Source organism: Actinoplanes sp. DH11, from assembly GCF_020873875.1.
GTDB lineage: Bacteria > Actinomycetota > Actinomycetes > Mycobacteriales > Micromonosporaceae > Actinoplanes.
Window position 1 is genome coordinate 45,237 of record NZ_JAHWGU010000042.1, and the last position, 22,026, is coordinate 67,262.

At 70.2% G+C, this 22,026-nt stretch carries 18 protein-coding genes and 2 riboswitches; of the genes, 7 read left to right on the top strand and 11 right to left on the bottom strand.

The genetic code is table 11. From position 1 onward, the window contains the following. Nucleotides 1–660, bottom strand: coding sequence for a response regulator transcription factor (locus tag LPA41_RS37760; protein WP_229076087.1), 660 nt, complete (start codon nucleotides 658–660; stop codon nucleotides 1–3). A gap of 50 nt (nucleotides 661–710) precedes the next feature. Continuing rightward, a complete protein-coding gene (locus LPA41_RS37765; protein ID WP_229076088.1) occupies nucleotides 711–1,610 on the bottom strand; it encodes an NAD-dependent epimerase/dehydratase family protein in 900 nt (299 codons plus the stop codon). Between the two features lie 154 nt (nucleotides 1,611–1,764). Here LPA41_RS37765 and LPA41_RS37770 point away from each other — a divergent pair, with 154 nt between their 5' ends. Then, the gene (locus LPA41_RS37770; RefSeq protein ID WP_229076089.1) at nucleotides 1,765–2,952 is read left to right on the top strand and encodes a CehA/McbA family metallohydrolase; all 1,188 of its coding nucleotides are present in this window, start codon (nucleotides 1,765–1,767) and stop codon (nucleotides 2,950–2,952) included. Between the two features lie 44 nt (nucleotides 2,953–2,996). Here LPA41_RS37770 and LPA41_RS37775 read toward each other — a convergent pair whose 3' ends face one another. After that, a complete protein-coding gene (locus LPA41_RS37775; RefSeq protein ID WP_229076090.1) occupies nucleotides 2,997–5,024 on the bottom strand; it encodes a glycosyl hydrolase family 28-related protein in 2,028 nt (675 codons plus the stop codon). A gap of 131 nt (nucleotides 5,025–5,155) precedes the next feature. Further along, on the bottom strand, nucleotides 5,156–6,175 hold the full coding sequence (locus LPA41_RS37780; RefSeq protein WP_229076091.1) for a LacI family DNA-binding transcriptional regulator: 1,020 nt from the start codon (nucleotides 6,173–6,175) through the stop codon (nucleotides 5,156–5,158). Nucleotides 6,176–6,286: 111 nt separating this feature from the next. On the opposite strand from LPA41_RS37780, the gene LPA41_RS37785 reads away from it, so the two are divergent. The 4 genes from LPA41_RS37785 (at nucleotide 6,287) to LPA41_RS37800 (ending at nucleotide 11,312) form a co-directional block, all read left to right on the top strand. Beyond that, entirely contained in the window at nucleotides 6,287–7,243 is a 957-nt protein-coding gene (locus tag LPA41_RS37785; RefSeq protein ID WP_229076092.1) for a hypothetical protein, read from the top strand. Between the two features lie 31 nt (nucleotides 7,244–7,274). Then, a riboswitch (S-adenosyl-L-homocysteine riboswitch) is annotated at nucleotides 7,275–7,353 on the top strand. An 18-nt stretch (nucleotides 7,354–7,371) separates the two neighbouring features. After that, nucleotides 7,372–8,832, top strand: a complete 1,461-nt coding sequence (gene ahcY / locus LPA41_RS37790; protein WP_229076093.1) for an adenosylhomocysteinase — start codon at nucleotides 7,372–7,374, stop codon at nucleotides 8,830–8,832. Between the two features lie 241 nt (nucleotides 8,833–9,073). Next, nucleotides 9,074–9,610, top strand: a complete 537-nt coding sequence (locus tag LPA41_RS37795) for a DUF4142 domain-containing protein (RefSeq protein WP_229076094.1) — start codon at nucleotides 9,074–9,076, stop codon at nucleotides 9,608–9,610. A 49-nt stretch (nucleotides 9,611–9,659) separates the two neighbouring features. Further along, nucleotides 9,660–11,312, top strand: a complete 1,653-nt coding sequence (locus LPA41_RS37800) for a Na+/H+ antiporter (RefSeq protein ID WP_229076095.1) — start codon at nucleotides 9,660–9,662, stop codon at nucleotides 11,310–11,312. A gap of 129 nt (nucleotides 11,313–11,441) precedes the next feature. On the opposite strand, the gene LPA41_RS37805 is transcribed toward LPA41_RS37800, so the two are convergent. The 6 genes from LPA41_RS37805 to LPA41_RS37830 are packed head-to-tail and all read right to left on the bottom strand — an operon-like array spanning nucleotide 11,442 to nucleotide 18,127. Beyond that, nucleotides 11,442–12,350, bottom strand: coding sequence for an ABC transporter substrate-binding protein (locus LPA41_RS37805; RefSeq protein WP_229076096.1), 909 nt, complete (start codon nucleotides 12,348–12,350; stop codon nucleotides 11,442–11,444). Further along, nucleotides 12,347–14,320, bottom strand: a complete 1,974-nt coding sequence (locus LPA41_RS37810) for a bifunctional diguanylate cyclase/phosphodiesterase (protein WP_229076097.1) — start codon at nucleotides 14,318–14,320, stop codon at nucleotides 12,347–12,349. Before LPA41_RS37810 ends, LPA41_RS37805 begins: the two co-directional genes overlap by 4 nt. 43 nt (nucleotides 14,321–14,363) lie before the next feature. After that, nucleotides 14,364–15,242 (bottom strand): NAD(P)H-binding protein, encoded by an 879-nt coding sequence (locus LPA41_RS37815; RefSeq protein ID WP_229076098.1) that lies wholly within the window; start codon nucleotides 15,240–15,242, stop codon nucleotides 14,364–14,366. 9 nt (nucleotides 15,243–15,251) lie between these two features. Beyond that, entirely contained in the window at nucleotides 15,252–16,079 is an 828-nt protein-coding gene (locus LPA41_RS37820) for an ATP-binding cassette domain-containing protein (RefSeq protein WP_229076099.1), read from the bottom strand. Further along, nucleotides 16,076–17,089, bottom strand: coding sequence for an ABC transporter permease (locus LPA41_RS37825; protein WP_229076100.1), 1,014 nt, complete (start codon nucleotides 17,087–17,089; stop codon nucleotides 16,076–16,078). Before LPA41_RS37825 ends, LPA41_RS37820 begins: the two co-directional genes overlap by 4 nt. A 3-nt stretch (nucleotides 17,090–17,092) precedes the next feature. After that, nucleotides 17,093–18,127 (bottom strand): sugar ABC transporter substrate-binding protein, encoded by a 1,035-nt coding sequence (locus LPA41_RS37830; protein WP_229076101.1) that lies wholly within the window; start codon nucleotides 18,125–18,127, stop codon nucleotides 17,093–17,095. A gap of 127 nt (nucleotides 18,128–18,254) precedes the next feature. Between LPA41_RS37830 and LPA41_RS37835 the strand changes: the two genes are divergently transcribed. After that, nucleotides 18,255–19,232 (top strand): LacI family DNA-binding transcriptional regulator, encoded by a 978-nt coding sequence (locus tag LPA41_RS37835; RefSeq protein ID WP_229076107.1) that lies wholly within the window; start codon nucleotides 18,255–18,257, stop codon nucleotides 19,230–19,232. Nucleotides 19,233–19,427: 195 nt separating this feature from the next. Further along, entirely contained in the window at nucleotides 19,428–19,931 is a 504-nt protein-coding gene (locus LPA41_RS37840) for a metallophosphoesterase family protein (protein WP_229076109.1), read from the top strand. 236 nt (nucleotides 19,932–20,167) lie between these two features. On the opposite strand, the gene LPA41_RS37845 is transcribed toward LPA41_RS37840, so the two are convergent. Then, nucleotides 20,168–21,589, bottom strand: coding sequence for a glycine hydroxymethyltransferase (locus LPA41_RS37845; protein WP_229076102.1), 1,422 nt, complete (start codon nucleotides 21,587–21,589; stop codon nucleotides 20,168–20,170). Between the two features lie 20 nt (nucleotides 21,590–21,609). Continuing rightward, nucleotides 21,610–21,702, bottom strand: a riboswitch (ZMP/ZTP riboswitch). Nucleotides 21,703–22,026 lie beyond the last annotated feature (324 nt).

Sequence of the window (22,026 nt, forward strand, 5' to 3'; positions counted from 1 at the left end):
TCAGGCGGCTTCGGAAGTCAGCAGACCGGCGCTGCCGGCCAGCGCCGCCGCCTCGGTCCGGCTGGAGACCTTCATCTTGCGCAGCAGGGAGGCGGTCAGGCGTTTGACCGTACGCTCGGACACGTGCAGCAACCCGGCGATCTCACTCGTCGACGCACCGCCCGCGATCAGGCGCAACAACCGCCGGTCGTCGTCGTCGAGATGAGCCGCCACGGGGTGCGGCGGCCGCGGGCGGGCCTGTTCCAGCAGCGTGCTCAGCAGCGCCGGCGGCACCACGGCCCAGCCCTCCAACGCGGCCAGCAACGGCTGCCGCATCTCCGTCATCTCCCCGGTGCGGCGCAGCAGACCTGCCGCACCGGCGTGCAACGCCTCGACCGCGACCGTGTGGTCGCCGTCGTCCGCGATCGCCACGATCCGCGCCTGCGGCGCCGCCTCACGGACCAGCGCGACCAGGTGCCGCCCGCCGGGTGGCGGCAGGCACGGGTCGAGCAACACCACGTCCGGTACGGCTGCGCGCATCACACTCGCGACCTTCCCCGACTCGCCGGTCGTCGCCACCACCGTCGCGCGACCGTCGCTGACCTCGGGGATCAAGGTCTCCAGGCCACGCACGAAGGTGGCGTGGCCGTCCACCACGACAACCCTGATGCCGTTCTGCATGGGGGCGGCATGCCCAACTCCCGCGAATACATGCGTGCGGGTTTATCGCATCAGCGCGGGTGTGCCGCCACGAACTTCGCGACGTACTCGTCCAGGCTGCGCTCGGGGCGCCAGCCCAGCGACGCGGCCTTGGTGATGTCGGCCTGGCCGCGGGTGCGCTCGCCGGGCAGGGCCGGGATCAGCTGGTACTCGCCGCCGAACATCTTGGCGACGTCCAGCAGCGGCCACTCGTGACCGGCGCCGAGCAGGTAACCGTCGCCCTCGCCACCGCGGGCCACCAGGATCAGGCCCCGGACGATGTCGTCGATGTGCGTGAAGTCCCTCGTCTGGGTGCCCGGTGACACCACGGTGAGCGGCTCCCCCGCGAGGTACTGCCGCTCGAAGATGCCGATGACCGTCGCGTACTTGCCCGCGCTGATCTGCCCCGGCCCGTAGACGTTGTAGAAGTACGTGATCGCGTAGTCGAGCCCGAACCAGTTCGAGTAGTTCCGGATGTACTCGATGTTCTTGGCCTTCGTCCACGCGTACGGGTTCAGGTTCTCGTCCTGCCCGTCGTTGCCGAACTTGGAGCTGGAACCGGCATAGATGAGCTTGGCCCGGTGGTTGGCGGTGAACTTCACCACCTCGCGGGTGCCCAGCAGGTTGAAGTCCCAGGTCAGGTCGTGGTCCTCGAACGACTGCACGATGCGCGAATATTCGCCCATGTGGAAGACCAGCTCGGGTGAGAAGAAACCGCCCTCGACCCAGTGCCGCGCGATGTCGACCGTCGAGCCGTCGATGTAGGTGACCCGCGGGTCGTCGACGTGACTCTCCCGGGAGCCGGTGAAGTAGTTGTCGAGCGAGACGATCGTCGCGTCCGGGTACTCGGTCAGCAACGACCTGATCAGGGCGCCACCGACGAATCCGGCGCCACCGGTGACCAGCAGGGTTCGGCTCAACGTGTTTCCCATCTCCCGGTGCTGAAGCGCCGCCCAGGCTACCAAGGCCGTCGTGCGTTCCTGGATTCCCCGCCGTTAACCCGCTATACATTCATAAACCTCATTGGATTGACCCTCGTCGACTCTGCTGGTGGCCATGACCGCTCACGGACATCCACACTCCCCGATGAACCGCCGCGCCCTGATCGCCGGCAGCGGTGGCCTGCTGATGCTCGCGGCGACCCCGGGCAGCGCCTGGGCACGGACCGCCGGCGTCGCCACCGGTGCCGCACCGGTACGCGCCACCGGTGCCGCCCGCGCCTCGGCGATCAGCCAGGGCACCACCCTGGTCCACGCCGACCTGCACAACCACACCCTGATGTCGGACGGTGACGGCGACCCGGCCCTCGCCTTCGAGTCGATGCGCTCGGCCGGCCTGGACGTCGCCGCGCTCACCGACCACACCACGCTGTTCGCGGTGAACGGCCTGAGCCGCTCCGAGTGGAACCGCACCGGGCAGCTCGCGGACGCGGCCAATCAGCCCGGCACCTACACCGCCCTGCGCGGATTCGAGTGGTCGCACCCACTGCTCGGGCACGTCAACGTCTGGTACACCGGCGACTTCACCGACCTGGGCGGATCCAGCAGCATGTCCCGCCTCTACGACTGGATCACCGCGACCGGCGGGATCAGCGGCTTCAACCACCCGGGGCGGGAGCTGCTGCGGTTCAACGACTTCGCGTACAAGGCGGCGATGCGGGACCAGATGGTCGGCCTGGAGATGTTCAACCGCGGCGACGACTACCTCTTCGACGGCTGGTCGAGCGGGCAGAGCTCGCCGCTCAACGCCTGCCTGAACGCGGGCTGGCGCACCGGGCTGACCGGTGTGACCGACGAGCACGGCACCGACTGGGGTCACCCGGAGGGCAAGGGCCGCACCGGGCTGTGGGTCGCCGAGAACACCCGCAACGGCGTGCTCGCCGCGATGCGGTCCCGCAACTTCTTCGCCACCCGGGTGAGCGGCCTGCGCCTGGACGCGACCGCGGCGGGGGTACGGATGGGCGGCACCCTGCCCCTGACCGGTGGTGACGTCCGTTTCGTGGTGGACCTCGACCGCGGCCCGGAGTGGGCCGGCAAGCCGTTGCGCATCCAGGTGCTGCGGCCGGGCAACCGGGCGCCCGAGGTGGTCGACGTGATCGACGCCGAGGCCGGCCGGGTCACCGAGTTCACCGTCCCGATGGACCTGGCCGACGGTTCCTGGGTGGTGCTGCGCGTCTCCGACCCGACCCGGGTCAACGACTCCCCCGGCCCGTCCGGGCACCCCTGCAACGACTGGGGCGTCGCCTACTCCAGCCCCTGGTGGCTGACCGCCTGACCGGCCGGGCCCGGACCTCGCCGGTGAGGTCCGGGCCGCGCCGATCACCAGTGGGAGGGCGCCGGCGGTGCCACGACTGGCGGGCGGTCGTCGCAGGTGATGACGTTCGGGACGTACGGGCCGAGCCAGCCACCGTCGTTGCCGCCCCGGTCGGTGAGGGCGAACTCGGAACCGGTGGCCGGGAAGCCGAACCGGCCGCAGTTGTTCACGCCGACCGCGCCGACGTTGCGGGCGTCCACGTTCTCGAAGGACGCGGAACCGCCGGCGCGGGCGCTGACCACGCTGGTCCCCGTACCGTCGACTCTGATGTCCTTGAACGTCACAGCGTCGATCGAGTAGAGATCCTTCACCGGCCAGTCCGCGACCATCATGATCGCGTTGTAGGTGCTGTCCAGGTAGTGGTCACCGACGACCCGCACGTCCGCGTCGATGCTGCCCTCCAGCGCGAACAGCCAGAGCGCGCCGAGCCCGATGTTCCAGTTCAACTCGTACGTCCCCGCGCGCACCGTGGTGTTGTCGGTGAACCGCAGGTACCCGGCGAACGGCTCGGCACCGAAGCGGGTGCCCGCGTGCAGGGCGCTGCCCTCGCGGATCGGGTCGGCGACCAGGTTCCGGGACACGGTGATGTCCCGGCCGCCGTAGATCGCGATGCCGTTGGCCAGGGTCGGCGTCTGCACGGTGTTGCGGTCGAACGTGTTGCCGGCGTTGACGGTGTCCTCCGACCACATGGCCAGCGCGTCGTCACCGGTGTTGCGAACGAAGTTGTTGCTCACCAGCGAGTCGGTGACGCCGGTGTGGAAGTTCAGCCCGTCGGCGATCTGATCGACAATGATGTTGCCGGTGACCGCGACGTTCGACATCGGACCGTCGAACCAGAGGCCGACCTTGGTGTGCTGGATGTGCAGCCCGCGGATCGTGGAGTCGCTCATCGCGCCGCCGACGCCGTTCACCTGGTCGGTGTCGATCCGTTCCCGCACGTCGCCGTGGATGGCGAAGTCGGCGAGGTGCACGTTGCGGCTGCCACCCTCGGCGGCGCCGCGGCCGTAGAACCCGACGCCGGTGTGCACCGAGCCGTCCGGCGCCGGCCGATCCAGCGCCACCTCGCGGCCCTTGATGATCGTGTACCAGTTCCCGGCGCCGGTGATCGTGACGTCGTCGACCACGATGTGCCGGTTCACCTGGAAGACGCCGGGCGGCAGATAGACCCGGCGGTGCGTCTTCTTGGCGTACGCCATCGCTCTCTCGATGGCCGGCGCCGCATCGCGCCGGCCGGTCGGGTCGGCGCCGAAGAGCAGCACGTTCACCGCGGCGAGGTCGACCTTCGGTGCGCCGACCAGCTCGGAATCGAGGAGGTCGATCGTGGTGGGCACGTCCCGCGCGGTCAGCCGGACCGTGTCGCCGGCCCGGTGGGTGCGCCCGAGCAGAAGGCGCTGCTCGTCGTAGAAGTGCATCGGCCGGAACGGCTTGGTGATCACCGGCGCCGGCGTGGTCGCGGCCGGCACGCACTGGCACTCGGTGATCCACCAGTCCGGGTGCAGCAGGTCGGCCCGCGGGTCGTTGGTGAACTGGTACTGGTTGTAGAGCCAGGAGTACTGCGACGTCAGCGGCATCGTCCGGGTGCCGTGCTTGGTGCGCACGGTGAGCGGCGCGGTGATCCCGCCACCGGCCGGCGCGTCCGGAATGCTGTACCGCACGGTGATCGCGTTGGCGGCGCGCGGCAGGGTGAACTCCACGAACTCACCCGGGTCGAGGGTGACGGCGGAGCGACCGGACGCTTCGGCGGGCAACGTGTACGCCGTCCGGTCCGGCCCGATCACCGTCCCGCTGGTGGCCGCGTGCTCGGCCTCCTGCTCGAGGAAGGCGACGTCGGCGCCCCGGCCGGCGCTCAGGGCCGGGTCGAGGGCGGCCCGGGTGATCTTGCCGGGCGGCGCGGGCGCGGTGGTTCCGGCCGGCGCGGCGGTTCCGGCGGGCGCGGCGGTTCCGGCCGGCGTCGCGGCGACTGCCGGCGCGGTCCCGGTGACTCCCAGGACCGCGCCGAGGACGAGGGCGGACAGTTTCCTATGTGCGGACATCGACGCTCACTTCTTCCGGTGGTGAGCCGACGATAGATGCCCGGTGATCTAACTCACAAGCACTCGTCCATGTCTTTCGCTTTTTCGACGAGTTCTTGCAACTCAATGAAAACTGGCGTCGCGGGAGGCGTTCAGAACTCGGCCGGCGGAACGTTGTACGGGGTGATCACCTGCACCGCGGCGGGGCGGGACCGGATCGGCCCGGGCAGCACGCCCTGCGCGCGAAGGATCGCGAGGACGGCGTGCCGCAGATCGGACCGGAGGTCCTGGTGCAGCACCGCGGAGATCCGCTGAGCCCGCAGCAGGGCTACGTTCTCCTCGTCCAGCCCGTGCGCGACGAACACGTCGTAGTTGCGCCGCTCGGCAGCGAACGCGGCGACCACCTCGGCAGTCCCGCCGGTGCCGGCGCAGTAGACGGCCCGGACCGACGGGTTGCCGGCCAGGATGGCCCGCAACGACCCGCCCTCCGCAAGCCCGGCGACCGGCGGCACGGCCTCCGCAAGCCCGGCGACCGGCGGCACGGCCTCCGCGAGCAGGGACCCGGCGGTCGCGGTGAGCACCCGGCGGGCCGGCAGCACCGAACGGAAGCCGGCCTCCCGGGCACCCCGCCCGTTGATCAGCAGCACGTCGCCGGCCCGGTCCGCGAGCAGCCGGTCGACGAGGTGTCCCGCGGTGGCGCCGGCGTCGAAGTCGTCGACGCCGACGTGCGCGATCCGCTTGCCCGCCGGCAGATCGGTGTTGAGGGTCACCACCGGGACATCGAGCCGGGCCACCGCGTCGGCGACCTCCGGCGCGGGCGGTGCCAGCACGATCAGGCCGTGCGACCGGGACCGGCCGACCCGGTCGAGGGCCTGCGCCGGCTCGTCGGTGAGGTGCAGCCGCGGACGCACCAGAACCGGCACCTCAGCGATCTCCGCGTCCAGGGCGGCCCGCACCGCGGCGCCGTGACCGCGCGACGTCCGGAGCACCACGTCGATCACGTAGGTGCGGCCGGACGCCGGTTCGAGACGGTCCAGTTCGGCGATCGCCCGGTGCACCTGCCGGACGGTGCTCTCCCGGACCCCGCCCCGGTTGTGCAGCACGCGGTCCACGGTGGCCTGGCTCAACCCGGCTCGCGCGGCGATCTCGCGGATGGGGTGGGGGTGCTTCACGCGTACAGGATGATGGGTTTTTGAGGGCTCATGGAAGGTCTTTGATGTTTTCTCGCCCCTTCGCGTGACAGGGCGCAGCGTGACGCGCCGCAACACCGATACGCTCCCCGGATGCGCGTGATCTCCCGCTTGCGGCCGGACGGTGTCGACGTGTTCGACGCCGCGATGGACCTGGTCCGGACCTTCCCGACACCGCCGCCGGGAAGTTACAAAGATCCAGGGACGCAGGGGTACGCCGCCCCGGCCGCCCGCGATCGTCTGGCCTACGCCACCGAGGACGCCGTCGTGCTCATCGATCCGGACGGGCGCCCGCAGTGGCGTTTCGACCTCGGCGTGCGCGGGCCGGGCCGTGGCGTCGCGGCTGTCGATGTCGCGTTCTCCGCCGACGACGCCCTGGTCTGGGTCTACGCGCCGGACGCCATGGCCGATCGGGGCGAGGACGTGTGGTTCGCCCTGGACGCCGCCACCGGCGAGGTCCGCGCCCGGCACGTGCTGCCGACGGTGGGGCACGGCGGCAACCAGTGCGCACTCCCGGACGGGCGGATGCTGCTGGGGGTCGGCGAGGGCCAGGACGGCGTGCGGATCTACCTGGCCGGGCCGGGCACCCCGCAGGCGGGGCCGGGCACGTCGCAGGCCGGGCCGGGCACGTCGCTGCACGATTTCGGCTGGGACGACCGGGTGCTCATCGCGGCGTCGCCGGACGGGTCGCAGTTCATGACCGTCGGGCACGAACAGGAGGATCTGCTGATCCATGACCTTCCCGACGGGCGGACCCGGCTCCGGCTGACCGCGGCGGACTTCGGTTTCGCCGCCCGCGACGAGGTCTTCCTCGAGTGGAGCGGCGGCTACCTGGACGAGCACACCGTGATCGCGGTGCTGGCCGGCGTGGACGACGAGGCGGAGTCGGCGGACGAGGAGGAGTGGTGGCGGCATTACCGGGTCGACGCCCGTACCGGTGAGGTGCTGGGCGAACTGCGGGTCACCACCATCGATCAGTACGACCTGACGCCGCTGGGCGACGGCACCTACGTGATCACTGATACGGACGGAACGCCGCGCCGGATGTGATCATGCGTTCGGTCGGCTAAAGTTGAGGAGCCCTGCCGAGAGGCGCTGCAACGGGTCACCAAACCCGCCACGCTCGGCCGGGTTAGATGACGCAAGGGCGCCTCCTGAGAGGGAGGAGCCCTCTTTTCATGAGCGACAAACTTCGATCCGTCAACGGTCTCGACTTCGCCGTTGCCGATCTGTCCCTGGCCGAGGCCGGCCGTCACCAGCTGCGCCTCGCCGAGCACGAGATGCCCGGCCTGATGTCGCTGCGCACCGAGTTCGGCGACTCGAAGCCGCTGGCCGGTGCCCGGATCGCCGGTTCGCTGCACATGACCGTGCAGACCGCCGTGCTGATCGAGACCCTGGTCGCGCTTGGCGCCGAGGTCCGCTGGGTCTCCTGCAACATCTTCTCGACGCAGGACGAGGCGGCCGCCGCGGTCGTGGTCGGCCCGACCGGCACGGTCGACGCCCCGGCCGGCGTGCCGGTCTTCGCCTGGAAGGGCGAGACCCTCGAGGAGTACTGGTGGGCCACCATGCGGCTCTTCGACTTCGGCGACGGCCAGGGCCCGAACATGATCCTGGACGACGGCGGTGACGCCACCCTGCTCGTGCACAAGGGTGTCGAGTTCGAGGCGGCCGGTGCGGTCCCGCGGACCACGCCGGAGGACAACCACGAGTACTCGATCATCCTGGAGACGCTGCGCGAGAGCCTGGCCGGCTCCAAGGACCGCTTCACGAAGATCGCCGCTGACATCAAGGGCGTGACCGAGGAGACCACCACCGGTGTGGCGCGGCTCTACAAGCTCGCCAAGGAGGGCACGCTGCTCTTCCCGGCGATCAACGTCAACGACGCGGTCACCAAGAGCAAGTTCGACAACAAGTACGGCATCCGCCACTCGCTCGTCGACGGCCTGAACCGGGCCACCGACGTGATGCTCGGCGGCAAGCTGGCCGTGGTCTGCGGTTACGGCGACGTCGGCAAGGGCTCCGCGGAGACCCTGCGTGGCCAGGGCGCCCGTGTCGTGGTGACCGAGGTCGACCCGATCTGCGCGCTGCAGGCCGCGATGGACGGCATGCAGGTCGTCCGGCTCGAGGACGTGGTCGGCGAGGCCGACATCTTCATCACCACCACCGGTGGCACCGACATCATCACGGTCGAGCATCTCTCCGCGATGAAGCACAACGCGATCGTCGGCAACGTCGGTCACTTCGACGACGAGATCGACATGGCCGGGCTCGCCAAGGTCCCGGGCATCGAGAAGGTCGAGATCAAGCCGCAGGTGCACGAGTGGCGCTTCCCGGACGGCCACTCGGTGATCGTCCTCTCCGAGGGCCGGCTGATGAACCTGGGCAACGCCACCGGGCACCCCAGCTTCGTCATGTCGAACTCGTTCACCAACCAGGTGATGGCCCAGATCGAGCTCTGGACCAAGCCCGGCGAGTACGAGAAGCAGGTCTACGTGCTGCCCAAGCACCTGGACGAGAAGGTGGCCCGGCTGCACCTGGACGCGCTCGGCGTCCGCCTCACCACCCTCACCAAGAAGCAGGCGGAGTACCTGGGCGTGGACGTCGAGGGCCCGTTCAAGCCCGAGCACTACCGCTACTGATCCGCCAGGAATTCGCGTAACACCGCGTTGACCCGATCGGGCCGCTCCATGTTCGGCATGTGAGCGGCCCCTTCGATCGGTACGACACGGCAGCCGGCGACGGACGCCGCGACCATCCGACCAGCACCGCCCGCCGCACCGACAGGCGGTCGAGCAGCGCGACCACGTCGTCGCACTGCCGGAAGGGTGCCGGCGGCGTCGGTGACCGATCGTGCCCGACTTGTCGGCTTATGCTGCGTTTATGACTTTCCGTAACGTCATTGCCACCCTGAGCGCGGTCGTCATGTTCGCCGCCTGTGGAGCCCACCCCACCCAAGCCCACCCCGCCCAAGCCCGGCCGCTGAACCCGGACGCGGACTTCCTGATCGCCGCCCACCAGGGCAACCTCGCCCAGATCACGGTCGGCCGCCTCGCCAAGCGCAAGGGCACCACCGAGCCGGTCCGCGCGTTCGGCCGCGAGTTCGCCGTCTACCACCGCCGGCTCGACACGGCGGTACGCGAGGCGGCCGCCCGCCTCCAGGTCGAACTGCCCGCCGAACCCAACTCCGAGCAGCGGACCCTGGTCGAGCAGTACCGGGCGGCCGACGGCGCCGACTTCGACACGCTTTTCCTCGGCAGCCAGCTGATCGCCCACGAACGAGCGATCACTTTGACCCGGATCGTCCTGGACACCGGCAGCGAGCCGTCGGTCGAGAACCTCGCCACCGCCGCCTTGCCGGTCCTCCAGCACCACCACCAGGCACTCACCGACGCACAGCGCAAGTTACCGCCACGTTAAACGCCGACCTCGTCGAATCCCGCCGCGTCCCAGCAGCGACAATGATCGAATGAATCTCGAGGAGATCCTGCTTTTCGGCCTGGGTGCTGTCGCGGTGATCATCGCGGTGCGCTGGGTCACCGAGAAGACCGGCCTCCCCGCGGCGGTCTTGCTCACCCTGATCGGCATTGTCTACGCCTACCTGCCGGGTCCCAACCTCGAACTGGAACCCGAACTCGTCCTGACGTTCATCCTGCCGCCGTTGCTCTACAACGCCGCGCTCGATTCATCACTGCTCGACATCCGCCGCAACATGCGGACGGTGATCAGCCTCTCGGTGGTGCTGGTGCTGGTCACCGCGCTCCTGATCGGCCTCGGCTTCTCGCTCTGGGTGGCCGGGGCCACCCTCGCCGCGGGTGTCGCCCTGGGCGCGGCGGTCGCACCGCCCGACCCGGTCGCGGCTCTCGCGGTCGGCCGCAAGGCCGGGCTGCCGGGCAAGCTGGTCACGCTGATCTCCGGTGAGGGTCTGCTCAACGACGCGACAGCGCTGACCATCCTGACCGTCGCGGTCGCCGCCCACGCGGACGGCAACTTCGCGTTCGACAACGCGGTGGGCCAGTTCGTCATCTCCGCGGTCGGTGGTGTGCTGGTCGGTGTCGCAGTCGCGTACGCCGTCCGGGGTCTCAAGGCCCTGCGCTCCGACCCGCTCAATGCGAACGCGCTCTCGCTCATCACGCCGCTCGCGGCGTATCTGATCTGTGAGAACGATTTCGTCCACCACTACGTGGTGATCTCCGGCGTGCTCGCCGTGGTCGTCGCTGGCCTGATCGTCGGCCACGACACCCCGCGCTACACGACCGGTGCGAGCCGCCTGCAGACCAGCGCCGTCTGGCGCCTGATCGACTTCTTGCTGGAAGGCGTCGTCTTCCTGCTGATCGGCCAGCAGGTGCCGAAGGTGATCGACGGCCTCGCCCAGTACGAGACCAGCACGATCATCATCGCGCTGACGATCACGCTCGGCGTGGTCCTGCTGCTGCGCCCGCTCTGGCTCGTGATCACCCAGTGGCTGCCGCGCTCGCTGCACACCAGGCTGGGTGGCCAGGTCGACGAGGACGACACCACGAACCGCGAGGTCCCGCTCACCGGCAAGGAGATCACGGTCCTGAGCTGGGCCGGCACCCGCGGCGTGATCACCCTCGCGGCGATCTTCACGCTGCCCGCCGGCTTCCCCGACCGCGAGTTGCTGCACTTCTGCGCCATCGCGGTCGTGCTGGTCACCCTGGTCGGCCAGGGCCTCACCTTCGCGCCACTGGTACGCCGGCTCGGCCTGCGCGCCAACCAGACCGACAAGGCCCGGCTGCGCAACGAGGCCCGCTCGGCCGCCGTGCGGGCCGCCCTCGACCGGCTCGACGACATCCAGGAACAGCAGCACGACAACGTCGAGGACGAGGCGATCGAGACCATGCGCCGGCAGCTCCAGGTCCGGCTCGACCGGTACCGCCGCCGCCTCGACCTGCTCGAACAGTCCGAGTCGAGCGACCTGCCGACCTCACCGCAGTACGAGGCCGCGCTCATGGTCCGGCAGGCCGTCATCGACGCCGAGCGCGAGGAGCTGCTGCGCTGGCGGGACGCCGGGCGTCTCAGCGACGACAGTTTGCGGGTCCTGAACCGCGAACTCGACCATGAGGAACTGATCCTGCCGAAACGCAACTCAGCCCACTGACCCCACCGGGCCGGCCCGATCATCGGGCCGGCCCGTCGCTTTCCGGCCCTTCGCTGGCTGGCCCTTCGCCGGCTGGCCCTTCGCCGGCTGGCCCTTCGCCGGCTGGCCCTTCACTTTGCAAGCGCGAGATCAAACGGTCGTCGACTTCCCGTTCACGGTGGCGGTGAGCACCGCGCTCGACGTGAGCCCCCAGCGCGCCAGCAACTCGCCGTAGATCCCGGAGTCGATCAGTCGCTGCAGGGCCTCCCGCAGGCAGTACCTCAACTCCGTGTCGTGCTTGGCGACGGCGATGCCGAACAGGCCGGGCTCGTACTGAACCTCCGACGCCAGCTCGTAGAACGCGCTGGTCCGCGGCTCGCTCACCAGGTAGGCCGCGGGCGGGTGGTCGACCGGCACCGCGTCCACCCGGCCGGTGCGCAGCAGCACCAGCGCGTCCGCGTTCGTCGGCTCGCTGTCGATCACCATCCGGCGGTCGCCGCACCGGGTCTGCAGGCGCTGAAGCATCTCCTCCTGCAGGGTGCCCTTCTCGGTGCCGACGGTCCGGCCGCACAGGGTCTCGAACGTGGTGATCCGCTGCGGGTTGCCGCGCTGCACCACGATCGACGTCCCGGCGTTGAGGTAGTTGACGAAGTCCGCCTCGGCCTGCCGGTCCGGTGTGTCGGTCATCGAGGAGAGCACGCCGTCGAACTCGCCGGCGTTCACCTCGTCCAGGGCGCTGCCGAAACTGCCGGCCACCATCTCGGCGCGGATGCCGAGCACCTCACCCAGCGCGGTGGCCAGGTCGGGAGAGAAACCGATGATGGTACGGCCGTCGGCCGCGAAGTACTCCATCGGCGCGTAACTGGGATCGGTCACCAGCCGGATCGAGCCGCGGGCCTGGATCGCCTGCGGCAGCCGGTCGTGCAACGTCTGGTCGACGGTCACGCCGCCGGTGATGTCGAGCCCTTCGGCCACGGCCGCCGGCTCGCTCTTGGCACACCCGCCCGCAGCCAGCAGGAGCGCGGAACTTGTCGCGGCGATGAACCGGCGGATCCTCATCGGTTTGCCCCTTCGGGTTCGGCGTGTGCGGTGACGGAGATCTGCGGCCAGGGAACCGGCCGGCCGAAGAGGTAGCCCTGGGCCTCGTCGCAGCCGGCCTCGGCGAGCCAGCGGCGGACCTCGGCGGTCTCGACGCCCTCGGCCGTGGCCCGGCTGCCGAGACCGTGCGCCAGCTCGATGACCGAGCGGACGATCGCCTGGCTCTGCGAGTCACGGGCCACGTCGGCGACGAACGCCCGATCGATCTTGATTTCGGTGATCGGCAGGCCACGCAGGTGCGAGAGGCTGGTGTACCCGGTGCCGAAGTCGTCCACCGAGATGCCGATGCCACCACCGCCCAGCTCGGCGACGGCGCGGGCCACCTCGTCGGTGTCGGCGGCCAGCGCGGTCTCGGTGACCTCCAGGATCAGCCGGTCCGGCGCGGTGCCGGTCTCCGCGAGCAGGTCCGTCACGAGCCGCGGGAAACCGGGCACCTCGAGGTTGCGGGCCGAGACGTTCACCGAGAGCGTCCACTCCTGCCCGGTCGCGGTCCAGCCGACCTGGTCGGTGAGCGCCCGGCGCAGCACCCATTCGGTGAGCGGCACGATCAGCCCGGAGTGCTCGGCGGCCGGCAGGAACTCGCCGGGCGGGAGCAGCCCGCGCTGCGGGTGCTGCCAGCGGACCAGCGCCTCCACCCCGCACACCTCGCCGCCGGGCAGCGTGACCTTCGGCTGGTAGTGCAGGACCAGTTCGTCGCGTTCCAGCGCGTGCCGCAGCTCGGCCTGCACGACCAGCCACTGGTGCGGGTGCGCGGCGTCGCTGCCGGAGTGGACCACGATGTCGGAGGCGCCGCGCTTGCCCTGGTACATCGCGAAGTCGGCGCGTTGCTTGAGCTCCTGCACGTCGGTGCCGTGCTCCGGGTAGACCGCCACACCGAACGCCGCCTCGATGCTCAGCGGCACACCCTCCAGGACGAGTTCGTCGGAGACGCGGTCGCGCACCTCGCGCAGCAGCGCCACCGCCTCGGTCGCGGTCCGGCCCGGCAGCAGCATGGCGAACTCGTCGCCGCCGATGCGGGCGAGCACGTCGGCCGGCCCGATCGCCGCGCTCATCCGCTGGGCCACCGTCCGCAGCAACTCGTCGCCGGCGTGGTGGCCGAGGGTGTCGTTGACCTCCTTGAACCGGTTGAGGTCGACGAGCACCACCGCACCGGTGCCACCGTCCCGGACGGCGGCCGCGAGGACCTGCTCGGTCCGGGCCCGGAACGCCGCCCGGTTCGGCAGGCCGGTCAGCGCGTCGTGCGTGGCCTGGTACTCCTGGCGGGCCGCGTACCGGCTCAGCGACCGGGTGGTCCACCAGGCCAGCATGGCCAGGACCAGGTAGAGCGCGGCCAGGCCGCCACCGATGCGCCACCAGGTGCGGCTCACCTGGCTGTGGAACCGATCGGCGATCGTGGCGTACGGCAGATACAGCTCGAGCACCCCGACGGACTGACCGGACGCGTTCGCCACCAGCGGCTGCAGCACCCGGATCACCTCGGTGCCGATCACCTCGGCCCGGGACTCGCCGGCCGTGGCGGCCTGGAAGTCCGGGTCGGCGACCGGCACCCCGCCGGTGGTCGAGCCGTCGTCGGAGAAGAGCACCCGCCCGGTGAAACTGCGCACCCGCAGACGCAGCACCGAGCCCCGGAAGATCGCTTGTTCGGTGGCCTCCCGCATGCTCGTGGCCTGTTCCGCCGTGAGCCCGTCGGCGAGTCCGGCGCTGCCGATGTAGCCCTCGTTGCTCAGCGCCGGCGCGACAGCCATCTCGGCGATCACCGCGGCCTGGGCGAGCCCCTGCGCCCGCCCCTGCTCGGCGGCGTCCTCGCGGTAGCTGTGCAGGGTCAGCGCGCCGAGGGCCACCACGGGCACCAGACTGGCCGCCGCGTACGTCGCGAACAGCCGGGAGCCGTTGCGGACGTGCGGGCGCCGGTGTGCTCGGCGGAACCTCATGCGCCCCTCATCGTCGGAGCACGCGGGCCCCTGAGGGAAATCCTCAGCCGGCCAGCGCGGGAGCCAGCACGTCGGTGGTCCAGGAGGCCAGTGTGGTCGGTGTGGTGGTCACCGCGGTCCGGGCCTGTTCCGGCGTGAACCCGTCCCGCTGCCCGGCGATCATCCCGACCAGGCCGTCCACCGCCGGCGCGGAGAGTCCGGCCTGCGCGAGCCCGGCCCGCATGACGTCGTCGCCGATCACGTCGAGTTCCACCTCGCGCCCGATCGCGGCGCCGACGATCGCGGTGACCTGCGCCCAGGTCAGGTCGGCCGGCCCGTGCACGGCCTGCACGACCGTGCCGGACCAGCCACCGGCGAGCAGCCGGGCGGCCGCGACGTCGCCGACGTCGCGCGGGTCGACCCAGGACATCGCCCGGTCCGCCGGCATCGTGGTGGAGAGCCGGCCGTTGCGCAGCTCGTCGAGGTTGCCGAGGAGGTTGGTGAAGTAGTAGCCGTTGCGCAGGATCGCCAGGTCCACCCCGGTGGCGGCGAACTCCTCCTCGGCCCGGGCCAGCCCGTCGATCAGGCCGGCGCCGGTACGGCGTTCCGCTCCGACACTGCTGATCAGCACGACGCGCCGTACGCCCCGGGTCTTGACCGCCGCGGCACCCGCCGCCGCCATCGCACCCATCTCGGCCAGGGGATCCTCGGCCGTGAAATTCTCCGGGGTGATCCAGAGCAGCGCGTCGAGCCCGTCCGTCGCGGTCTCGACGAAGTCCGGGTCGAGCAGGTCGCCGCGCGCGACGTCGACGAGCCCGGCGAGACCGGGGTCGAGCCGCCCGGGGTCGCGGACCAGGACCCGCGGCCGTTCCCCGGCCTGGATCAGCAGGCGGACCGCTCGCGAACCGACGTTTCCGGTGGCACCCGTGATTCCTATCGTCATACCTCCGGTCTACTCCTCCGGAGGCTCCGCCGCATCCGTCGTGCCCGCCGGGGGCGCTGCCGCACCCGCCATCTCCTCCGGGGGCTCCGCCGCACCCGTCATGATGGCTACCGCCTGCGACATGCTGTACGCCTTCGGATCGATCACCGCGACGCGCCGGCCCAGCCGCTGGATGTGGATCCGGTCCGCCACCTCGAAGACGTGCGGCATGTTGTGACTGATAAGGATCACCGGCAGCCCGCGGTCGCGCACGTCGCGGATCAGTTGCAGCACCCGGTTGCCCTCCTTGACGCCGAGCGCCGCCGTGGGCTCGTCGAGGATCACCACCTTGCTGCCGAACGCGGCCGACCGGGCCACCGCGACCGCCTGCCGCTGGCCGCCGGAGAGCGACTCGACCGCCTGGCCGATGTTCTGCAGGGTGCCGACGCCCAGGTCGCTCATGTGCCGCTTGGCTTCCGCCCGCATCCCGCGGCGGTCCAGCATCCGGAAGATCGATCCCAGCGGGCCCGGCCGGCGCTGCTCCCGGCCGAGGAACAGGTTGTCCGCGATGTCCAGCCCGGGGGCGACCGCCAGGGTCTGGTAGACGGTTTCGATGCCGGCGGACCGGGCCTCCATCGGATTGCGGAACTGAATCGGCCGGCCGTCCAGCAGGATCTCGCCGGCGTCCGGGACCAGCGCGCCGGACAGCGCCTTGATCAGGCTGGACTTGCCGGCGCCGTTGTCGCCGATCACGGCGAGGATCTCCCCGGGGAGCAGCTCGAGGTCGCTGCCGTCGATCGCGACGACCCGGCCGTACCGCTTGGTCAGGCCCTTCGCTTCCAGAACGGGAGTCGTCACGTTTTCACCTTCCTGATCCACTGGTCGAGGGAGACGGCGATCAGCACGAGCAGCCCGATCGCGAAGCCCTGCCACACCACCTCGACACCAGCCAGTTGCAGGCCGTTGCGGAAGACGCCGACGATCAGGGCTCCGATCAAGGTGCCGATCACGCCGCCGCGGCCGCCGAAGAGGCTGGTGCCGCCGAGCACCACGGCGGTGATCGAGTCCAGGTTGTACTCGGTGCCGACGTTCGGGCTGGCCGAGGCGAGCCGTCCGATCAGGATCCAGCCGGCGACCGCGTAGAGCAGGCCCGCCGTCGCGTAGACCGAGAACAGCACCCGGCCGGTCCGGATACCCGCCAGCCGGGCCGCCTCGACGTCGTCACCGGTGGCGTAGATGTGCTTGCCCCAGGCGGTCCAGGTCAGCGCGTACGCGAAGAAGCCGAAGAGCAGCAGCATGATGATCGAGCCGTAGCTGAGCCGGAAGTCACCGATCGGGATCGAGTCGCCGGTCCAGGTCATCAGGCCCGGCATGTCCGAGCCGCGTACCGTCTCGCTGTTGCTGACCACCGAGTTGAGCGAGAAGAAGATGGTCAGCGTGCCGAGCGTGACGATGAACGGTGGCAGTTTGATCCGGGTGACGAGCACCCCGTTGAGCGCGCCCATCGCGGTGCCGCAGACCAGGCCGATCAGCAGCGCGATCGGCCCGGGCAGCCCCGCGTCGGTGCAGAAGAGCGCCATCAGGATCGACGAGAAGACCGCTATCGCACCGGCGGAGAGGTCGATGCCGGCGGTCAGGATGATCAGGGTCTGCCCGAGGGCCAGCGTCGCGATCACGGTGACTTGCAGCAGCACCAGGGACAGGTTCGCCGCGGAGAAGAACCGGCCGTTGACGATCGAGAACGCGACGATCGCCACGATCAGGACGGCGAGTGGGCCGAGGACCGGATTGCCGTGCAGGAGGTGCTGCAGGCGCAGGCCGGCCGAGTCGTGCTTCCGGGTCTCGAAGTCTGCGGTGGTGGTCGCCATTGGTCAGCCCCAGCAGTTCTGCTTGCCCCACGCGGAGTCCTTCGCCTCCACGCCGGGCTGCGGGTCGTCGGTGATCAGATCGACGCCGGTGTCGACGAAGTTCTTGCCGGCGGTGTTCTGCGGCCGGGTGCCGTCCTTGGCGTACTGCGCGATCGCCTCGACACCCAGCTGCGCCATCTTGATCGGGAACTGCATGGAGGTCGCGCCGATCACGCCGGCCGCGACGTTGTCGACACCGGGACAGCCGCCGTCGACGGAGACGATCGTGACGCCCTGTTCCTTGCCGGCGGCTTTCAGCGCCTCGTACGCGCCCGCCGCCGCCGGTTCGTTGATGGTGTAGACCAGGTTGATCGACGGATCCTTCTGGAGCAGGTTCTCCATCGCGGTACGCCCACCCTCCTCGTTGCCGTCGGTGACGTCGTGCCCGGCGATCCGTGGATCGGTCTCGTCGCCGATCCGTGCGGGGTCGGCGACGTCGATGCCGAAGCCCTCCAGGAACCCCTGGTCCCGCTGGACGTCGACGGAGACCTGGTTCGGGTTGAGGTCGAGCATCGCGATCCGCGCCTGCGTCCCGTCGGCGACGAACTTCGCTTTCGCCCACTGCCCGATCAAGCGGCCGGCCTCGAAGTTGTCGGTGGCGAAGGTGGCGTCCACCGCGTCCGCCGGGTCGACCGGGGTGTCCAGGGCGATCACGAGCATGTCGGCCTCACGCGCGCGGTCGATCGAGGGCACGATCGCCTGGGAGTCGTTCGGGGTGATCAGGAAGCCCTTGGCGCCGAACGAGATCAGGTTCTCGATCGCCTGCACCTGCGCCTCGTTGTCGCCGTCGATCTTGCCGGCGAACGTCTGCAGGTCGACGGCCTCCTGCTCGGCCGCCTGCTGCGCGCCGCTTTTCATGGTCACGAAGAAGGGGTTGGTGTCGGTCTTGGTGATCAGGCCGACGACCGGTTCCCCGGTGCCGCGGTTGCAGGCGGTGGCGCCCGTGAGCAGCAGGATCGTGCAGGCGGCAGCCGCGAGGAGCCTGGACTGCTGGCGCATGCCCGCCTCCAGACATCGAGAGACAACGTTGTCATGGAGTAGACGCCCAGCCCTCCGCAGTGTCAACAATAAGTTTCCATCGTGTTGCACTGAGTGATCATCGGAGTGGCCCGTGGCCCGGCCGACCATGAACGACGTGGCACGCACCGCCGGAGTGAGCCTGAAAACCGTCTCCCGGGTGGTGAACGGCGAACCCACGGTCACCCCGGACCTCGCCGCCCGGGTGCGGGCCGCCGTCGAGTCCCTCGACTACCGCCCCCACCTGGGCGCCAGCATGCTGCGCCGCAACGACCGCCGCACCCGGACCATCGGTGTCCTGCTGGAGGACGTTTCGAACCCGTTCTCCGGCGCCCTCCACCGGGCGATCGAGGACGAGGCACACGCCCGCGGGGTGCACGTGCTCACCGGCAGCGTCGGCGACGACGACGGCCGGGAACGGGAACTGGCCCGCGCGTTCCGGCAACGACAGACCGATGGGCTCATCCTCGCCCCGACCGGTTCAGATCAGGGATACCTGAGCCATTTCACCGGCACGCCGGTCGTCTTCGTGGACCGGGCCCCCGCCGGATTCCGCGCCGACACGGTGGTCTCCACGAACGTCGCGGGCGCCGCCGGCGCGGTCCGGCATCTCGTCGGGCACGGACACCGGCGGATCGCCTACCTCGGCGACCGCCCGCACATCCCGACCGCGCGCGAGCGGTTCCGGGGCTACCTCCAGGCACTGGGCAACCGGCCCGGCCCGGTGGTGCACGACATCCGCGGCGAGGCGGCCGCCGAACGCGCCACGATCACCCTGCTGCGCCGGGCCGACCCGCCGACCGCACTGTTCACCAGCCACAGTGTCATCACCATCGGCGCGCTGCGGGCGCTGCGCCGGCTGGGCCGGCATCGGTCGGTGGCGCTCGTCGCCTTCGACGACTTCCCCCTCGCCGACCTGCTCGAACCCGCGGTCACCGTGGTGGCGCAGCATCCGGCGCGGATCGGCCGGGTGGCCGCCGAGGCACTGTTCGAGCGCATCGACGGGTACGACGGCCCACCGCGCGAGATCCGGGTGGCGACAACCCTGATCGCGCGTGGCAGCGGGGAGATCAGTCCAGGACCTTGACGACGTACGGGGGTACGGCCGCCGCGCGGCTCTCGTTGACGACGTGCACCTCCCGCCGGGTCCGCCACCTCACACGCGGCGTACCCGTGGGCCCCGGCACGCCGCCGATGCCGTTTCACCCCAACGCGCTCAGAACCAGTGCCGTCCATGGTTGTCACAAGTCCGATAAAGGGCATAGTCGAGCAGGTGGACCTCTTGCGTCTCCTACTGATCAGCGACACCCATGTTCCGAAGCGCGCCCGCGACCTGCCACCCCCACTCTGGGCCGCGGTGGCCGAGGCCGACGTGGTGATCCACGCCGGCGACTGGGTGGATGTGAGCCTGCTCGACGAACTCTCCTCCCGCGCCAACCGCTTGATCGGCTGCTACGGCAACAACGACGGGCCGGCGCTGCGGACCCGTCTTCCGGAGATCGCCGAGGCCTCGCTGGGCGGTCTGCGCTTCGCCGTGGTGCACGAGACCGGGCCGGCCGGCGGCCGCGAGAAACGCTGCGCGGACCGCTTCCCGGACACGGACGTCCTGGTGTTCGGCCACTCCCACATCCCCTGGGACACCACGGCCCCGTCCGGCTTGCGGCTGCTCAACCCCGGCTCCCCGACCGACCGCCGGCGCCAGCCGTACGCCACCTACCTGACCGCAACCGCCACCGCCGGCACCCTGACCGACGTCACCCTGCACCGCCTCCCACCCCAAACCTGACGCCCCGCCCTCCCCACGTCATACCGCCCCGCCCCGCGCCGCGTCCTGCCCCCATGCCCCGCGCCACGCCGCGTCCTGCCCCCATGCCCGCGCCGCGTCATGCCGCCCGCGCCGCGTCATGCCGCCCGCGCCGCGTCATGCCTCGCGCTCTCCCCGCGCCTTCCCCCGCCGCCGTGCCCCGCATACGAAACCGCCCCCGCGAGACAGCTTCTCGCGGGGGCGGTGACTGAAAACGGTCAGATACTGACGGACGGGTAGAGCGGGAACGGCGCGAGCAGCTCGGTGGCCTGCTTGCTGACCCGGTCGGCGAGCGCCCCGTCGAGGGCGAACTTCGCCTTCGAGCCCTCGGCCGGGCTGGTGTTGCTGAGCACGGTGTGGATGAGCTCGGCGATCTGGTCCATCTCAGCGACGCCGAGGCCACGGCTGGTCAGGGCCGGGGTGCCGATGCGGATGCCCGAGGTGTACCAGGCGCCGTTCGGGTCGTTCGGGATCGCGTTGCGGTTGGTGACGATGCCGCTGTCGAGCAGCGCCTGCTCGGCCTGGCGTCCGGTGATCCCGAACGGGTGCACGTCGAGCAGCACCAGGTGGTTGTCGGTGCCGCCGGACACCAGCTGAACGCCGCGCTTGGCGAGGCCCTCGGCGAGCGCCTGGCTGTTGGTGACGATCTGCTGGGCGTAGTCCGCGAATTCGGGCCGGCGCGCCTCCGCGAACGCGATCGCCTTAGCGGCCATCACGTGCGGCAGCGGACCGCCGAGCACCATCGGGCAGCCCCGGTCCACCTGCGACGACAGCTCCGGCTGGCAGAACACGGCGCCACCGCGCGGTCCGCGCAGGCTCTTGTGCGTGGTGGTGGTGACGATGTGCGCATGCGGGATCGGGTTGTAGTCCCCGGTGAACACGCCACCGGCGACCAGCCCGGCGAAGTGCGCCATGTCGACCATGAACGTCGCACCCACCTCGTCGGCGATCTCGCGCATCTTGGCGAAATTCACTTTCCGGGGGTACGCCGAATAGCCGCCCACGATAACCGCAGGCTTGAACTCCTTGGCCGTTTCCCGCAGCGCCGCGTAATCGATCTGCCCGGTGGCCGGGTCGACCCCGTAGCTGCGCTGGTCGAACATCTTGCCGGAGATGTTCGGCCGGAACCCGTGGGTGAGGTGGCCACCGGCATCAAGCGACATGCCGAGCAGCCGCTGGTTGCCGAACGCCTGCCGCAGCTCCGCCCACTCGGCGTCGGTCAGCTCGTTGATCTGCCGCTTCTCGAACTTCTGCAGATAGGGAACCTCAACCCGGTCGGCAAGGATCGCCCAGTACGCGACAAGGTTCGCATCGATTCCGGAGTGCGGCTGAACATAGGCGTACGGTGCGTCGAACAGCGCCTTGGCATGCTCCACCGCAACCGACTCAACGGTGTCGACGTTCTGGCATCCGGCATAGAAGCGCCGCCCGATCGTGCCTTCGGCATACTTGTCCGACAGCCAGTTGCCCATGGCGAGCAGCACGGCCGGCGAAGCGTAGTTCTCACTCGCGATCAGCTTCAACGACTCCCGCTGGTCGGTCAGCTCCTGTGCGATCGCATCAGCGATCCGCGGCTCGACCGACCGCACAACCTCGAGCGCGGCACGGAAAGCGGTGGACTCAGCATTCAACTCAGACATAGGACCTCCCTATCACGTAGCGAAGAGGCCCAGGCGCACGGCAACACGTCATCTCGACGGGACCGCTCCCCAGTGGTCATCCCCACCCGAACGCGCCAGTCACGGCCCACCCCAGCATACCGCCCACCCCCACACCCCAACCCCCCTCAACCACCCACCACAAACCCGGCCCCAACCCCCCTCAACCAAACCCGGCCCTAACCCCCTCAACCATCCAGCGCAACCGGACTCCCGACCCCCATCGAGCACCGCCAGCCGCCATCGCCTCCCAGGCCGCAACGGCATAGCGCTCCAAATCGACGAAATCGACCGCTGGCCGCAGCCCTCCGGCCCCGCGGCAACTGACGGCGCCGAGCAAGAATCCCGCCCACGCCGACACCGCGGTGCTACCCACCATGCTGCGAACAGGATGTTGATCTGCTAGCGCTACGAAATCG

Bases quoted from the DNA above. Each gene is read 5' to 3' on its own strand.
- LPA41_RS37760 (WP_229076087.1), bottom strand. From the start codon at position 660: ATGCAGAACGGCATCAGGGTTGTCGTGGTGGACGGCCACGCCACCTTC.
- LPA41_RS37765 (WP_229076088.1), bottom strand. From the start codon at position 1,610: ATGGGAAACACGTTGAGCCGAACCCTGCTGGTCACCGGTGGCGCCGGA.
- LPA41_RS37770 (WP_229076089.1), top strand. From the start codon at position 1,765: ATGAACCGCCGCGCCCTGATCGCCGGCAGCGGTGGCCTGCTGATGCTC.
- LPA41_RS37775 (WP_229076090.1), bottom strand. From the start codon at position 5,024: ATGTCCGCACATAGGAAACTGTCCGCCCTCGTCCTCGGCGCGGTCCTG.
- LPA41_RS37785 (WP_229076092.1), top strand. From the start codon at position 6,287: ATGCGCGTGATCTCCCGCTTGCGGCCGGACGGTGTCGACGTGTTCGAC.
- ahcY (WP_229076093.1), top strand. From the start codon at position 7,372: ATGAGCGACAAACTTCGATCCGTCAACGGTCTCGACTTCGCCGTTGCC.
- LPA41_RS37795 (WP_229076094.1), top strand. From the start codon at position 9,074: ATGACTTTCCGTAACGTCATTGCCACCCTGAGCGCGGTCGTCATGTTC.
- LPA41_RS37800 (WP_229076095.1), top strand. From the start codon at position 9,660: ATGAATCTCGAGGAGATCCTGCTTTTCGGCCTGGGTGCTGTCGCGGTG.
- LPA41_RS37805 (WP_229076096.1), bottom strand. From the start codon at position 12,350: ATGAGGATCCGCCGGTTCATCGCCGCGACAAGTTCCGCGCTCCTGCTG.
- LPA41_RS37810 (WP_229076097.1), bottom strand. From the start codon at position 14,320: ATGAGGTTCCGCCGAGCACACCGGCGCCCGCACGTCCGCAACGGCTCC.
- LPA41_RS37815 (WP_229076098.1), bottom strand. From the start codon at position 15,242: ATGACGATAGGAATCACGGGTGCCACCGGAAACGTCGGTTCGCGAGCG.
- LPA41_RS37825 (WP_229076100.1), bottom strand. From the start codon at position 17,089: ATGGCGACCACCACCGCAGACTTCGAGACCCGGAAGCACGACTCGGCC.
- LPA41_RS37830 (WP_229076101.1), bottom strand. From the start codon at position 18,127: ATGCGCCAGCAGTCCAGGCTCCTCGCGGCTGCCGCCTGCACGATCCTG.
- LPA41_RS37835 (WP_229076107.1), top strand. From the start codon at position 18,255: ATGAACGACGTGGCACGCACCGCCGGAGTGAGCCTGAAAACCGTCTCC.
- LPA41_RS37845 (WP_229076102.1), bottom strand. From the start codon at position 21,589: ATGTCTGAGTTGAATGCTGAGTCCACCGCTTTCCGTGCCGCGCTCGAG.